This window comes from Arthrobacter sp. FW306-1B-G06A (genome assembly GCF_058781765.1).
Genome location: NZ_JBYSXB010000003.1, coordinates 140,832 through 155,314 on the forward strand (window position 1 = coordinate 140,832; position 14,483 = coordinate 155,314).

Consider the following 14,483-nt stretch of genomic DNA (forward strand, 5'->3'; position numbering starts at 1 on the left):
CTCCGGGACGAACTGCAGGTCCTGTGCTGCCAAGGCGGATTGTTCCGTCCATTAGCAGTCGCAGGGCCTGAGTGCCAATTCTATCATCCGGAGTCGAGGCCGCTACTACGGAATGTGGCGGAGTAGACAGACCTCAAACTCGGTCAAGCCGCCGCAACCAGGCGTACAACCCGGTAAGGGGTAAGTGCCTCGGCCACCGGCTTGTCGAATGATTGTGCGGGGATCGTCCCCGCGGGCAGCACTTCGTGGTCATATACGACGGCGACAGTCGGCGGACGCTGCCCGTCGGCGTCGAGCTTGTCGAGGAGCCGGTCGTAGTAACCGCCCCCTTGCCCGATACGGTTTCCGCTTTCATCGACCGCGGTGGCCGGAAGGAAGATTCCAGCCGCATCCTTGATGACGCCACTGTCGAATCGTTCGCCAATGGGCTCGTCAATCGGGGCGTAGTTCGAGCGGACAAAAGACGTTTCCGGTGTCCAATAGACCCAGCTCAGATGCCGTTCCGGTTCACAGACGGGAAGGAGGACCCGGTGCCCGGCGGCGTGGAGCGCAGCGAGCAAGGGCATTGTCGGCGGCTCGGCAGCCACGCCGACATAAGCCGCGAAAGTCGACGGATTCCCTTGGGTAACCGCATCCGCCCACAGGAGGCCATGGCGGGCAATCCCCGTTCCAGCGTCAGCACGCTGTTGCGCGGTCAAGGTGAGCCTGCGCTTGCGGTTGTCCCGGCGGATATCGTCCTTCAAAGTCATCTTTGCTCCAGTTCTTGCTGCTGTGCGGCCCGGGGATGGGCAGGAAAGGGAGCTTCACCGCTGTGCGCCCCGGGACTCTTTTGCCCAATGTCCAGCTCCTTCCGTTAGATTAGTCCGGTGACTTCCAATAGCTGCGCCGTCCGCAAGGCCGTGATCCCCGTTGCGGGGCTCGGTACCAGATTCCTGCCGGCTACAAAGGCCATGCCCAAGGAAATGCTCCCGGTGGTCGATAAGCCGGCCATCCAATACGTGGTTGAGGAAGCCGTGGGCGTCGGCCTCAACGACATCCTGATGATCACGGGACGCAACAAACGCGCATTGGAAGACCACTTTGACCGTGTCCCGGCTCTTGAAGCGACCCTTGAGGCCAAGGGAGACCTCACAAAGTTGGACGCTGTACAGGCCACGAGCGGCCTGGGCGACATCCACTATGTTCGCCAAGGCGACCCGAAGGGCTTGGGCCATGCGGTGCTGCGTGCCAAGCAGCACGTCGGCTATGAACCGTTCGCGGTTCTTCTCGGTGACGATCTGATCGACGCCCGGGACACTCTCCTCAGCGACATGATTGAGGTCCAGCAGAAGACCGGCGGATCCGTCGTAGCCCTCATTGAGGTGGAGCCCTCCCAGATCAGTTCCTATGGCTGCGCTGACATCGAGGATATCGGCGAAGACGGCTACGTCCGGATCAAGCAGCTTGTGGAAAAGCCAGCCGCAGATGAAGCTCCATCAAACCTGGCCGTGATTGGCCGCTACGTGCTTCACCCCGCCGTATTTGACGTCCTTGAGCACACCGAGCCGGGACGCGGCGGGGAAATCCAACTGACGGATGCCCTCCAGGTCCTGGCCGCCGAGGAGGGCGAAGGCCGCGGCGTGTATGGAGTGGTCTTCCGTGGCCGTCGATACGACACCGGGGACAAGCTGAGCTACCTCAAAGCCTGCGTCCAGCTGGCGTGCGACAGCGAAGATCTCGGTCCCGGTCTGCGTGAGTGGTTGCCCGGCTTCGCCGCCGGCCTCAGCAAGTAGCTCATCGTGTGGGGGTCGGCCATTTGGCCGGTGACGTTGGAGAGCGGCGACCTCATCTTGCGTCCCATTCACTACCGGGACAAGAAGGAATGGACCGAGGTCCGCTCACGCAACAGTGATTGGCTGGCGCCTTGGGAGGCCTCCAACCCGGCCCCTGGCGGTCGCCTGCCGAATTATCGGCAGATGGTGGCTTCCCTCAACTCGCAGGCTCGGCAAGCGAGTGCCCTTCCGTTCGTGATCACGGAGCGCATTCCCGGGTTCCCCGAGCCCAGGATCGTCGGGCAGCTCACGGTCTCCTCGATAATGTGGGGGTCGGCGATGACGGCCACGCTTGGTTATTGGGTCGACCAGGCGCGGGCCGGCCGCGGAATAGCTCCCACCGCGGTTGCCATGGCCACCGACCATTGCTTTGAGGCTCTGGGCCTGCACCGGATGGAGATCAACATCAGGCCCGAGAACGGGCCGAGCCTACGCGTCGTTGAGAAGCTGGGATTCCGTGACGAAGGCCGCCGTGAGCGTTTCCTCCACATCAACGGGGAATGGGCTGACCACCGAAGCTTTGCGTTGACCTCGGAAGAGGTCCCCGGCGGTTTGCTGGCCGCTTGGCTGAGACGCGGAGCCAACTAGTCGGCCAAGGTGGATGAGAGCCGGTAAATCCATTGATTTGCCGACTCTCCGACGACACACCGTGGGCAATGCGGCGGCCTCTGCGTATTTCCTTCTACGGTTTTCATTGTGGACTTCCCTCTCAGCAGCTCGGTGATATTGGTCATTGCTGTCGCGCTGTGGATTGTTTGGGTTGCGCCATACATACTGCGGAATCGTCACAACCACGTCCAAATGGCCGGTGACATCCCGGCAGATGTCATCGACGAAGACGCTCATGAACTGCAAGCCGGGGTGGTTCTGTCAATCACCCCTCGGCAGGAGAAAGCAATGGAAACCATGCAGAGCACCGCAACCGCATTGCCCGAGGTATCGGCCGGCGCCGGCGAACGGCGTGATGCTGCATCGGATGCGGCGGTCTTCAAAGTCAGATACGGGCGCTGCGCCCTTGCACTCGGCGGTCTCCTCCTGCTGTTCACGGCGGCCGTTTCAGGCGTTCTTCGCATTCTTGGCCTCGTTTCGGGTTGGCTGCCGCTGGCATCCATCGTCGGTGTGGTCGGGACCGTTTTCCTGCTTCGCCGGCTCGCCATCAGGGACCGCCGGGCGAAGATGAACAGGGCCTTCCGTAATGCAATGGGTCCCGCGGTCGAGAGCCCCCGAGAAAGTGCGCCGGCGTCGGACCGGCCTGCGACCAAGATCTTCGACGCCGAAGCCCACGCCCGTGAGGCCACCCGACTGACCGCCGTCGAGCTCCGTCAGGCCGCCCTTAACGTTGCCGTCGCCGCGGGCGACAACACAGTCCGGTTTACGGCGGAATCCAAAGAGTCTGAATGGCGGCCGGTGGACGTACCCAAACCAACATACGTCGACGCCGCCAAGGCGCCTCGACCGGCGCCCGAACCCCTCGACTTGCCTGAGGCCCCCAAGCCGCTAGGCAAGCCGACGTTGAAGCCGGCCAGCGCGCCGTCCGCGGGTCCGTCGGTCCAGGTACAGCACGGCAAGCCCCAGAGTGCCCTCAGCAACCTCGACGACGTTTTGCAGCGCCGCCGGGCATAGCCTCCCTTGACTACCGTCTGCGTCGCAGGTGGCACGGGACAGGTGGGCCGTGAAGTCGTCCGCTTGGCGCTCGACGCCGGACTCGACGTGACGGTGCTGAGCCGCCGGCCGCCGTCGGGCACGTCGACAGCCCATCACGACGGCGCCCGCTACTTTCAGGCTGACGTCACCACAGGGGCCGGGCTGGCAGAAGCCCTGCACGGGGCCGACGTCGTGATCGATTGCTTGGAAGGGCAGTTCGGGAAAGCCCTCAAGAATTTCGCCGACGGCGGCGCGCGCCTGCTCGCTGCGGCCTCCGGTGCCGGTGTCCGCAAGGCTGTTGTCCTCTCGATCATCAACTGCGACCAGAGCAACGCGGCGTTTTATGTCTCCAAGGCAGACAAAGAACGGGTCTACGAGAATTCTGCGCTTGAGACGGTTGTTGTGCGGGCCACCCAGTTCCACAGCCTCCTGACGGCGGTTTTCCAGGCCGCGGCGAAAATTCGCCTCATCCCGGTCTTCAAGGGTGCCCGCTTTCAAACGATTTCGCCTTTGGACGTGGCGTCGGAGTTGCTTGCCGAGGCCATGGGGGAACCTTCCGCTGAGCGACACCGGACACGAACCATCGGCGGACCGGACATCCGGACCATGCGTGAACTCGCTGAGATCTGGCTCAAGGCGACCGGGCGTTCTGGACGGATCGTAGAGGTGCCGTTGCCCGGAGCGATGGGCAAATATCTTCGAAACGGACTGAATTTGGTGCCAAGCCAGCGGACCGGGACAGACACGTTCGAGTCGTGGTTGGCAAAGCGCGAAGATAGTTTGTAGCCTAGGGACACTGGCAATGCACAGTTGACCAGGGGCTATAGCTCAGTTGGTAGAGCGCTTCGTTCGCATCGAAGAGGTCAGGAGTTCGAATCTCCTTAGCTCCACAGTGAAGCCCTTTGACCTGCGGAAACGTTGGGTGGGAGGACATTTCTTGTGCCGAAAATGGGGCTAACTCGACGTTTACCCGACGTTTTGGGATGAAAACCAGTGGCAGACGATGGCGATCGTTGAGGGTTGCTCTTGGAGTTCGGGTGTCCGTCGCCCTCAGCAAACTATGTCCGAGAAGCCCGTCGTAAGATGATTTGCTCCGGTCTTGGCGGACACTGACCGTCGTCGGCTCGCTTGCGAGAGGCTCGCCAAGGGCACGAGTCAGCCCCCTGTGCCGCGCTCAAGCGGGTGGGAGGATTGGGCGCGCCAGGGAGTTGCAGTCCGGTTCGATGCCGAACCTGCAGCCGCTAAACACAGCTGGCACCGGTGATTGGACAACTTATCCGAGCAGCCGACGGGAGTTGGCGGCCAGCCTGGAGGCGTTTTCGGCCGTGCAGGCACGACTCAGGGCCAATTTGCCGCCGATTCGCCCAACCGATTCGAGGACAGGCGGCCGGTGAGTTGGGCGTGATTGCTGCTGTGGTAACAGGTCTTTCGCACGTCTACCGTCGCTTGCGCTTTTTCTTACCAGCGTTCAATCGCTTCGTGGTTCTTCGAGCAGACGGCGGTATTGCTCTCGCTGTGAATTCCGGGGGTAATAGGCCTATTGCGTGGCTGAGCGCATCAAGATCCCGATGGTCTCCGAGTGGGCTGTTGTCGTAGCGCACAGATCGAATACTTCCGCGTTGATCCAACAAAACCATGAGGGCTCGATCTGACTTGATTTGGTGTTTCTTAGTTGTCCCATAAGTTGCCAGTCTGTGACTCGCGTCCGCCTGAGCCATCCCGTTTGGTTGAGTGCCGATGAAAAGCGTCGGATAACCCCAGGCACCGGCGAAGCCGACGAAAAGGCTGTGTGGCTGGCCGTCATTCTTCGTCGTGGTGATGAGGTTTTTCATCTGACGGGAGAGGTCTTCTTGAGAGTCGCCGCCGAGATTCAGCAAATCTGCGGAGAACCGGAACCATCCGGGCTTCTTCCCATCTTGTAAGAAGTCGACGAGGTTGAGCACATCGGGATGGGATTCGAAGACGGGTTTGGATGCCGGCTCTTGCACCGACCCCTCTTGGTAATAGACCCAGGCATCGAGCGGATCCGTATGCGTCATGACGCGCGTCGGGACGGCTCTGCTGCGATATCTCCGCCTATCACCGGCGGATGGACGGCGGACTCCCAAAAACTCCTCGCTGACACGGTCTGGGTCGGGTTCCACGTATAACTGTCCGGACAAGAACAGCATGAACAGATCGAGCTCATCGATGGCCCAGAACTTAAGCGAAACCTCCGACTCGGTGCGGCGGCGAAGATAAAGAAGAAACTCCGCTGGCCGGTCAAGTACCTCCGCGATGATCGCGAGATCATGCAGCGAGACAATCCATGGGAATCGATCACTCTTAATGACATTCCCGCGGACCAGTTCATCGAGTGCCGTGCCGAGGGGGCCAATGTCGTCGAGGCATACTGCAATGGATCGCACCTCTCGGACTCCGGATAAATCGAGCCAGCTCTTATCCTCGAGCCAGAGCCCACCGTTGGTGCGAATCAGTCCCTCGAGTCGAAGAGCTTGATCGGTGGCCTCGCCCACCGTGGACTTGAGGTCTCCGGTCAGGCGCTGAACGTGCCCGCCCCGCGCCTGATGCGACACACTTCGACCCTTGACCTCAACACAGACCGCGACATCCTCAATAAGGAACAGTGAATCGGACTCTGTCTGCTCGGCGATGGATGTGATTTCGACTGCCGTTGAGCCTAACTGCGTTGGGTCAACTTCAGGATTCGGCCTGAAGTATTTGAGGTTCACATGGGTGGCGTGTGCTCCGAGCAGCTTCGTCAGATACTCAACGGAAAACTGTTCGCTTACCGTCACGCGACGCTTCTCGTACCGCCGCCACCGGGTCGAGTTCTTCTTGAGTTCGGCCTCAATAACCTGCCGGAAACAATCTGTGCCGATGGGCACGTTCATGGTCACATAATTGCCGGCGTCGTCAGCGATAAGTGACGCATTCCGGAAAGGATTGTCGCCTGCCAAGAAGGACTCGATCAAGGCGACGGGGTCGCGCTCCGCGCCGAACGAGACGCTGAATCGCTCAAGTACGCGCTCTACACGATCTGCTGGAACGGATGATGCATCCGCGATCTCTGTCGCCGTGAAGCTCGCGCGCTTCCCTGGAAAGAACATGAGATCGGACCAGGCCGCTCTACCTTGCTCAACACGTTCAGGCGACTGGTCGTTCCGACCGCCGGTCTCCCACTCCTGCGCGACTTCGCCGAGTATGTCTCTCGCTGCAAAGAAGCGGTCCAAATAGACCGATTTGATGGCTTCGCGAACAGCCAAGAAATCCTCGTATGTAAAACCAAAGGCTTCGAGAAGGAGATCTCCGAGGAGCTTGCTGCTGAACAGTGCTTCATTAAGCCGATCATGAACGTGCGCATATTGCTTGAACTTCACGTTGAGCTCGTGGCCTACATATGTAGCCGCCAAGCTTGTCAGGGGGCCGAATTTCTCTGTCTCGCCGTCTGACAGAAGCATGAACTGCCCCACACTGAGCAATACTCCCGCGCGTTCGTGAAGGTCGGGAATTACTTGGGCGGGGCGCGCTGCGTTCGGGTCTGCGTCCGGCAAAACGCGCACGCCTCGTGCGAGCAGGATCAGTGCGACCAACTCGACCGCCGCGAGCCGCTGATCGGAGAGGCTCTCTCTATAACCCTCGAGCACCATCGGGGTTTCGCGAAGCCGCATCAGTTCGATGACATCAAAAGCGTCCGCATTGCGGAGCGCCTTAGTAATCGCTTTGACATTCTCGCGTATCACTTCGGGCCCGCGAGCTACAAAGTCGAGAAGTGTTTCGCCTGGGTGGAGGCTGGCAAGGGTAGCCGCCATGCTCTGAAAGGCAGACTGCATACCTTCGTCGTCGGCAGTGATAATCCGCCCGTCAGGCAGACTCTTAGCCTTCCTTGCCATGTTTGCTCTCTTCCGTTGGGTGAACGCCACATCGCGCGTTGGGTCCGTAGTCGCCTACGCCGTCATCACAGCCTAGGACGAGTGCCGAAGAAGCGTGACATAGTGAGTCGGCCGGGTGCCTAAGACAGTGCGGTCGGTCCTCATGCGGTAGCGGCGAGCATGGAGCGGCGGCGGCCTTCGGGGTCTTACAGTCAGTCAGGAGACCGGCGGAACACGATCCGCGCTGGGCGTCGAGGGTGACCCCCTGGCCCCGATCTCTAGTGAGTTTGGCCAGTCAGACCCACTGATGGCGGTTGACAAATCGGCGACGGTTTGCCAGTCCCGAAAGTCTACGGGCGCAAACAGAGCGAGCCCTGTCAGTTTGCTCCGGATTCATACGGTAGGACCACTGTCCGGTTCTTGGCTGCCAAATCGCTCAAGTGCCGCCGTAAGGTCCGGGGACTCGGTCGCCTTGGCGATGTAATGCTTTTCCGTAATCGCGGTTCCTGAATGACCGAGCTGCGCAGCAGCATGTTTGGAGCTGTATTCCTTGTCAATAAGGGTTGCCACGGACTTTCGGAAGACGTGCGGAGTCACCCATTCATAGGGCGAGCCTGCGCGCGCGTCCCGCCACTGCCTGCGGAAGTTATGAGGACTCCGCACGGTTCCGGTAGATGAGGGGAACAGCATATCCTCGGGCATAGGCTGTTCCGTCGCGTACTTGCGCTCGAGAGTATGCGCGGCGAAAGGGGGTATCTTCATCGTCCTGAAACCGGCTTTTGTCTTGGGATGGTCCTGCCGGTAGGCGCTTTGCCCCCTTTCCATCACAACCGTTCCAGAGATTGTGATGGTTGGTGGCTTTGCCTCCAGGTCGACGTCTTGCCACCGGATAGCTAGGACCTCGCCAATGCGGGCACCGGTTGCGAGGAAGATGTCCAGCACATCAAGCAGATCTGTTGTCCGGGGCCGCCCCTTTTGGGCAGGGTCGTTCTGCCAGTCGCGGATGATCGTGCGGAGCTTCTGAACGTCCTTGACAGAGAGGGCTTTGACGTTCTTCGTTGCGACCTTGATGGGTCCGACGTCACGGATCGGATTGCTGTGGAGGGCATCGTGTCTTACGGCCAGCCCGATGATTCCTGTGAGAACGATCTTTGAGTGTCGCGCGGTGGCCGGATGGTCAACGGCCACGCTTTTCAAGAATCGGTCGAGGCGGCCGGTTGTCAGTTCGTTCAGTCGCAGCCCTGATAACGCAGGTGCTATTACACGCTTGTAGGTGTCCTTGTAGCCGTCGATCGTCCGCCGACCGGCGCGGCCGCTGCTTTCGATTTCGGCGAACCACAAGGCGCTGAGCTCCGACAGCCGCATGCTGCGGTTGATCTCGGATTTGATCGGGGTCTGCCGGTCCTTGAGCATGGTCACGAGAGCCCGTTCTGCAGCAGCGCCGGTGTCTCCCCAGGCTTCAGCAGCCCGAGTTATTCCGTCTGTGTCGCGGTATCTGGCAGTAGCCCGCCACCTGCCGCCTGGGACCTTTTGGCGGCGGATTTTGCCCCAGGTACCGAGTGGAAGCGGTGGTCGCGGGGACATCTAAGCTTCCAAGCGGGAGGACAACCACGAGTTGAAGTCGCTACGGCTGATCCGGAGATGTCGGCCGATTCGGTAGGCCCGTGGGCCGAGGTGCTTCACGCGCCACTGGTAAAAGGTCTGCTCAGGAATCTGCAACTGGGTGCAGATGTCCTTCGGGGTCAGCCATTGTTCTTCGGCAGCTTCCGATGTCATGCTGCGTTCTGGCGTCGTTGTCATCTGTATCTCCGTCGTGTCCGCGGGTTGATCGCTGGCGGAAGGGCCCGCCGTGTTTCCTCGTTCATGGGAGCGGACGGGATAGGCGGCATGACGGTGTTGTGGAAGCTCGCGCCCAGGTCATTGATCTGACCCTGGACTCGTTCGGGGGAGGCATCAAACTCCCCGGAGGATCGTTGCACCAGACCGACCCGATGCAGCAAATTGAGATGGCGGCGGATGGTGGACGACGAAGTCTGCAGTCCAGTCGATATTTCCGTGCATGTGGCCGGTCCGTTTCTGACTAGGAACCGGACGATCTGGCTTCGCGTTTTGTTCATCAGGATGTTCGACATGGAGACCAACTGCCAGAGTATCAATGACGGTTTTGCTGTAGACGGGTCTACAGCAGCAGGGTACGCCGTGGGAAGTCTTGATGGAAGAGATACGCAGTAAGCACCATTTTTGATTGCCCGGGCATGCCACCCACGGAATACTGGGACGCAGCAAGACTCCGGTTCGAGCGGGGCCGGTCGGCGCAGACAGCTGACGATGAGGAGTGGGTAATGCGGGAAGATGGGGCACGACGTGGCGACTCGTTGTCTCCCCAGGCGCAACTTGCCCGCCGTCTGAATCTGTTGCTCGACGTCGTCGTTGCCGAGCGCGGGCATCCGGTGACTTTCAAGGAAGTTCAGACGGAACTGGCCGCCAGAGGCATCAAACTCTCCCGCGCCCGCTGGTTCTACATGAAGGAAGGATCCGGTCGACTGGTGACAGACCCGGTCCTTTTGACCGGCCTGTGCGACATCTTCAATGTCGATGCCTCTTATTTGGTCGGCGGTGACGACGCGCTGCCGGATCGCATCGACTCGCAGCTTGAGTTCGTCAAGTCTTTGCGTGCCTCCCGGGTCAAGTCTTTTGCTGCCCGGACCTTGGGGGATGTGTCACCGGAAACGCTGCGCGCCATCTCGGAGTTCCTCAACAAGGACATTGGCCTCCATCCTGAAGGGGAACGCGCTGCGGCTACTCCTCCAGCAGATACTGAAGATGAGCCGCCAGTAGTTCCTTGATCCGCTCAGGGTTGGCTGAGTAGCGCGGTGAACGGCCGTGCCTCCGGCCGGGTTCAACATCGACGACGATCGCCCCCGACTCTTCGAGAGCCAGCAGGTGCTTGGCCACGCTGGGTTCGCCGGCGCTCACTGCGTCCACAATGTCTCCGCGGGTTGCCGGGCCGTGCGCTGAAAGGTACCGGAGGATCTCATTCCGGGATCTGTTGCCGAATGTCGCGACGGCAGCCTCGACGTCGGCCGACCAGGCGTCGTCGTGAGGCTGCGTAATCCGTGGCATGGATCCATTCTGGTCGAACTTATGCGAAAAAGTAAGTCTTGCAGTCTTGACGATACTTTAACTATTCTTGACAATAGTTTGTATAGCTTTATTGCGATTGTGGGTGGTGTCGCTTGCAGACTGCTACCCGTAGGTCCCGGGGGAGCCCGCGGCAGAGTTACTGGAATCTGTTTGTCTAAGCGGTGAAGACCATGAGTCTCGATGCCAGGGCGAATCAAGCCCAACAGAAGCAACCACCAACAACCACTATTGATGTATCTCTGAACAGGCCACCCGACCCTGTTCAGATCCCGGTTGACCAGATCATGGTGGCAGTTGAGGGAGTGCGGCGGTATGTCGTTTCCCACCTGTCCCGGATCGGCCGGGCGTGCGACGTCGACGACGTCATGCAAGACATCCGGGTGGCTGTATGGGACGGAGTCGCCCGCGGCCACTACCGCCAGTTCCCCGGCGTCCGCTTTGAGGCGTGGGTGCAGGGCGTGACTGCCAATGTGTGCGCGGCGCATATTCGTCACGAGCTATCCCACCAGACGCTACCGCTCCTGGTAGAACCGGGCGACGACGGCCCGACCCCGTCGAACGGGCTCGCGGTCTTGGGGCTCGACCGGAGCGGGGATAGAGGCGCCGAAGGGGTTGTCGACCAGGAGTGGGCGCGAACAATTGTCGCCCTCACCCACGCCAGCGTGCATGAGGGGATTTGGGAACTTGCCTTAGACAGCCTCAACAGTCCTCGGCGGTACGGACCGCCGTCGTCACAGGACCGACGTAGATGGCATGCGGTGACAGTGGTGCGCCAGACGGCGCGGACTGTTCAAAGGGCTCTGGAGGTTGAGCCTTCTGAGTTACAAAGCATCGACGACGTCTGCCAGCACGCTGCTGAATGCTTGCCGACTACGGTGCTGCGCCGAGTCGCAGCAGAAATTGTTCGTCGCGATGTTCATGGGCCGGAGAGAAACCGAGCCCTGCAATCCTTGGCCGTCGAGCTAGGAGTTACCGATCGCTATCTGGCTGTGCAAATCGGTTTCGCTCGGCGGCTGTATCAGGCGTCGTGGAGGATTCTCCGGAATGGAATGGCGCCCGCCTGCTGAGTCATGTCGTGAGGCCGTGCTGCTCGCAATGAAAGCGACGAGGAGGCAGACATGGGGCTGTTGCGGAGGGGTATCCTGCTGGGTTCAGTGAAACGGCGGTCCTGGTGGATCGGCGTCCTGGCAATTCTGAGCGTAGCGGGGGCAATGTTCATTCTTGCGCGTCCCTCAGGTGGGACTCGAACGGAGCCCATTCCGGCTTCGACGGCGGGCCCGGCACCCACTGGACCGGCGACGTCATCGACCTTCTCCCCGGTCGCATCGCCGACCGCAGCTTCCGCGTTGGAGACTCCACCCGCGATCGGCGAACCGCGCACGACGGACTATCGCAGACTCGCTGGCGCGGCAGCGATGGCGATTTACACCTGGGACACGCGAACGGCGTCGTACTCCGAGGTCTACTCCCGGCTCCGAGACTGGTGGGACGTTCTGCCGGACGGGTCCAACCCCCTAACGGTGTTTGTACAGGAGTTCGAAGCGACCGGCGTCAACGCGGGAACCTACGCAACCTTGGCGGGGGAGCAGGCGCGCCGTTCGGCGACGATCCGGTCTCTTGTGTGCGACGACGAGCTGGCCAAGGTGCGCGACCACCCGGCGCCCTGGGTAGGCCTCCACGTCTGCACAGCCACTCTGAGCGTTGTGGATCAATCGAACTCGGACCGCAACTCCTATGCGGCTCCCGTGAGCGTCATGGTGAATTGTCCACCGGCCAGTACAGCCCCGATCGATCATTGTGTTGTCGTTGGCTTCTACGCGATCCCGAGCAGGATCGTCTACTGATGCCTGCCCCCGCGGTTCTGGCCGGCTTGGCGAAGCGCCGGGCTATTCTGCGGGCATCGACGGCTGTGGTTATGGCAGTGACCCTGATCTGTGCCTTTGCGTTTTGCGCTGGAGTGGCAGTGTTTGCCGCCAACTCGGCGACCACCGCTGGCACTTGCTCGTTCGGTGCGATGGCCGATGACCGCCCGCCCGCGGATGGAATCGGTGGTCTCGAGATTCAGCCACACGGCCAGGCTCCGACCACCCTAACTTCGGGACAGGTGTCGGTCGCCCGGATCTACGTTGCCGTCGGAAAGCAAATGGGAGTGCCGAGGGACGGCCAAATCATCGCGATCATGATGGCCCTCCAGGAATCCGGACTAAGAGTCCTGGCGAACACGAGCGTTCCCGCTTCGCTCCTGATTCGGCACGACGGCGTCGGCAGCGATCACGATTCCGTTGGCACCGCTCAGCAACGTCCAACCGCCGGATGGGGGACCATTGAACAATTGATGGACCCCACCTACAACGCGCGCGCCTTCTACGGCGGACCGGGCGGTCCGAACCACGGCAGCCCGCCCGGGCTGCTTGATGTCCCCACTTGGCAGTCCATGGACAAGGGCGAGGCTGCCCAAGCTGTCCAAGTGTCGGCCTTTCCCGAGCTCTACGCGCGCTGGGAACCTGAAGCAACAGCCATCGTTGACGCGCTCGAAGGTGGTACTCCACCAGCTTCTTGCGACAGCTCGCCTTACGGGTCGGCGGCCCCGGTCATGCCGACGAATCTGAGCCAGATCCGGAAGGAGATCCTGTACTTCGCTCAGGAAGGGTTAGGCGGGGCGTACGTGTGGGGTGGAACGGCGTTCAAAGCGTGGGACTGTTCTGGCTACGTCCAATGGATCTATAAGCAGGTGGGAATCGACCTCCCACGTGTAGATCAGTGGACCGTTGGGCGTCAAACTGACAATCCGCAGCCTGGGGACCTAGTGGTGCAGAACCCGCAGGGACCCAACAACTGGGGACACGTCGGCATTTACGCCGGTGATGGCACGATGTATAGCGCTCTTAACCCAGCTGTTGGGACTTTGTTGCACCCTGTCGATTGGAACTCGGGGACCGCGTATTTTGATTTGGTTCCGTAGGCATATCCTCGGGACAGTGCTGAGACTCAGCAATCATTGGGAGTCACGACTTTGAGGTGTGGCTAACCCAGAAGGCTGACGGTCAACGCCGTTTTCCGCCAAAACGAAAAGTCAGGCGAGGAAGCAGCCGCACTGTTATGCGTCCTCGGCTATTCAAAGTGAGTGGCCCGATCCTCTCGGATACCGAACCGCCTGATTTTGAGAGGTTGAGAGCGGACCGTTTTCCAAGCCGGATTTTCTTGCGGAATATGAAGCCCATCGAGCTCTCCTTATGAGTTCCAGTGGTAGTGGCCATTTTTGTCCGGGCCTTTGCCTCCGCAGGTGTAAACATTTCCCGCGGCGGAAATTCCTTGCATTCCAACGTCGGCGTTCGGGCAGAAAGCGCCAGGGATCACCCCTTGCACCAGGTTTGTTGCTGGAGCTGGAGCCGGAGGGGCTGCTGGGGCAGCGGGTACTGCGGCAGGTGGCGCCACTGGGGCTGGGGGTGCTGCCGGGACGACGGGTGCCGCAGGCACTGCGGGTGCAACGGCGGGTGTACTTGGCTCGGTGGCGATGGCTTGTGTCGAGGAAGGTGTTGGTGTCGGAGTGGGCAACGCAGTTGGTGTAACGGCCGCGCTCGAGGTGGGAGTATCTGAAGGCGATGGGCTCGGGCTTGCCAAAGTTGAAGTCGGAGCCGTGGAGGGCTGGCTTGAGGTGGAAGGCTGCACATGCGAAGTCGGCGCAACGGGAGTGGCAGCGACGGCTCCGCTCATAGCGACGAAACCGATGACCAGGCTACCCACAAATGCCGCCAGGCCTAACTTGCGGCTCGGAAGATGGGCCCAGGATCGCCGTCCAGTGACCATGGTGTACAAAGCCGTCACGAGGAGCAAAAGGAAAAGGAGCAGGACCCATACTGCGGGGGCGCCTGTTGTAAAAGTCAAAATAAGCAGCAGCAGCGTAACGGCCAAGCCCACCTGTGTGGAGCGGCCAAGAGATCGAATGGTTTTCAAACTATTCCCCAATATTTATGAGAGCCGGGCATGCGCCGCTCGCGATAGACAAGTCCAC

At 60.7% G+C, this 14,483-nt stretch carries 15 protein-coding genes and 1 tRNA gene; 9 read left to right on the top strand and 7 right to left on the bottom strand.

Translation table 11 applies throughout. The features are described from left to right. Positions 1 to 143: 143 nt before the first annotated feature. Complete coding sequence (locus AC3WJM_RS02600) at positions 144 to 749, bottom strand: 5-formyltetrahydrofolate cyclo-ligase (protein ID WP_441437643.1); 606 nt, start codon at positions 747 to 749, stop codon at positions 144 to 146. Positions 750 to 866: 117 nt separating this feature from the next. Here AC3WJM_RS02600 and galU point away from each other — a divergent pair, with 117 nt between their 5' ends. The 5 genes from galU (at position 867) to AC3WJM_RS02625 (ending at position 4,345) form a co-directional block, all read left to right on the top strand. Next, positions 867 to 1,772 (top strand): UTP--glucose-1-phosphate uridylyltransferase GalU, encoded by a 906-nt coding sequence (gene galU / locus AC3WJM_RS02605; RefSeq protein ID WP_441437642.1) that lies wholly within the window; start codon positions 867 to 869, stop codon positions 1,770 to 1,772. 6 nt (positions 1,773 to 1,778) lie between these two features. Beyond that, positions 1,779 to 2,399, top strand: a complete 621-nt coding sequence (locus AC3WJM_RS02610) for a GNAT family N-acetyltransferase (protein ID WP_284991345.1) — start codon at positions 1,779 to 1,781, stop codon at positions 2,397 to 2,399. A 309-nt stretch (positions 2,400 to 2,708) separates the two neighbouring features. Next, positions 2,709 to 3,434 carry a hypothetical protein gene (locus AC3WJM_RS02615; RefSeq protein WP_492271124.1) on the top strand — a complete coding sequence of 242 codons (726 nt, stop codon included), beginning with the start codon at positions 2,709 to 2,711 and terminating at the stop codon, positions 3,432 to 3,434. Positions 3,435 to 3,440: 6 nt separating this feature from the next. Next, on the top strand, positions 3,441 to 4,241 hold the full coding sequence (locus tag AC3WJM_RS02620) for an SDR family oxidoreductase (RefSeq protein ID WP_492271125.1): 801 nt from the start codon (positions 3,441 to 3,443) through the stop codon (positions 4,239 to 4,241). Between the two features lie 31 nt (positions 4,242 to 4,272). Further along, positions 4,273 to 4,345: transfer RNA gene (locus AC3WJM_RS02625), tRNA-Ala, on the top strand. Between the two features lie 546 nt (positions 4,346 to 4,891). Here AC3WJM_RS02625 and AC3WJM_RS02630 read toward each other — a convergent pair. The 4 genes from AC3WJM_RS02630 to AC3WJM_RS02645 form a co-directional block, all read right to left on the bottom strand. After that, positions 4,892 to 7,348: a hypothetical protein gene (locus AC3WJM_RS02630; RefSeq protein WP_492271126.1), complete on the bottom strand. Its 2,457-nt coding sequence runs from the start codon at positions 7,346 to 7,348 to the stop codon at positions 4,892 to 4,894. A gap of 372 nt (positions 7,349 to 7,720) precedes the next feature. Beyond that, positions 7,721 to 8,740 (bottom strand): tyrosine-type recombinase/integrase, encoded by a 1,020-nt coding sequence (locus AC3WJM_RS02635; RefSeq protein WP_492271164.1) that lies wholly within the window; start codon positions 8,738 to 8,740, stop codon positions 7,721 to 7,723. 171 nt (positions 8,741 to 8,911) lie between these two features. Then, positions 8,912 to 9,127, bottom strand: coding sequence for a helix-turn-helix domain-containing protein (locus tag AC3WJM_RS02640; protein WP_492271127.1), 216 nt, complete (start codon positions 9,125 to 9,127; stop codon positions 8,912 to 8,914). Continuing rightward, positions 9,124 to 9,774, bottom strand: a complete 651-nt coding sequence (locus AC3WJM_RS02645; RefSeq protein ID WP_492271128.1) for a winged helix-turn-helix domain-containing protein — start codon at positions 9,772 to 9,774, stop codon at positions 9,124 to 9,126. Before AC3WJM_RS02645 ends, AC3WJM_RS02640 begins: the two co-directional genes overlap by 4 nt. Here AC3WJM_RS02645 and AC3WJM_RS02650 point away from each other — a divergent pair. After that, positions 9,703 to 10,173, top strand: a complete 471-nt coding sequence (locus tag AC3WJM_RS02650) for a hypothetical protein (protein ID WP_492271129.1) — start codon at positions 9,703 to 9,705, stop codon at positions 10,171 to 10,173. The two genes, AC3WJM_RS02645 and AC3WJM_RS02650, sit on opposite strands and share 72 nt — an antisense overlap. On the opposite strand, the gene AC3WJM_RS02655 is transcribed toward AC3WJM_RS02650, so the two are convergent. Then, positions 10,127 to 10,450: an ArsR/SmtB family transcription factor gene (locus tag AC3WJM_RS02655; RefSeq protein WP_234749182.1), complete on the bottom strand. Its 324-nt coding sequence runs from the start codon at positions 10,448 to 10,450 to the stop codon at positions 10,127 to 10,129. The two genes, AC3WJM_RS02650 and AC3WJM_RS02655, sit on opposite strands and share 47 nt — an antisense overlap. A gap of 191 nt (positions 10,451 to 10,641) precedes the next feature. Between AC3WJM_RS02655 and AC3WJM_RS02660 the strand changes: the two genes are divergently transcribed. The 3 genes from AC3WJM_RS02660 to AC3WJM_RS02670 are packed head-to-tail and all read left to right on the top strand — an operon-like array spanning position 10,642 to position 13,433. Beyond that, positions 10,642 to 11,538, top strand: coding sequence for a hypothetical protein (locus AC3WJM_RS02660; protein ID WP_492271130.1), 897 nt, complete (start codon positions 10,642 to 10,644; stop codon positions 11,536 to 11,538). 51 nt (positions 11,539 to 11,589) lie between these two features. Next, on the top strand, positions 11,590 to 12,315 hold the full coding sequence (locus AC3WJM_RS02665; RefSeq protein ID WP_492271131.1) for a hypothetical protein: 726 nt from the start codon (positions 11,590 to 11,592) through the stop codon (positions 12,313 to 12,315). Continuing rightward, a complete protein-coding gene (locus tag AC3WJM_RS02670; RefSeq protein WP_492271132.1) occupies positions 12,315 to 13,433 on the top strand; it encodes a C40 family peptidase in 1,119 nt (372 codons plus the stop codon). Before AC3WJM_RS02665 ends, AC3WJM_RS02670 begins: the two co-directional genes overlap by 1 nt. Before the next feature lie 82 nt (positions 13,434 to 13,515). On the opposite strand, the gene AC3WJM_RS02675 is transcribed toward AC3WJM_RS02670, so the two are convergent. Next, a complete protein-coding gene (locus tag AC3WJM_RS02675) occupies positions 13,516 to 13,764 on the bottom strand; it encodes a DUF4236 domain-containing protein (protein WP_492271133.1) in 249 nt (82 codons plus the stop codon). Positions 13,765 to 14,483: the final 719 nt, after the last annotated feature.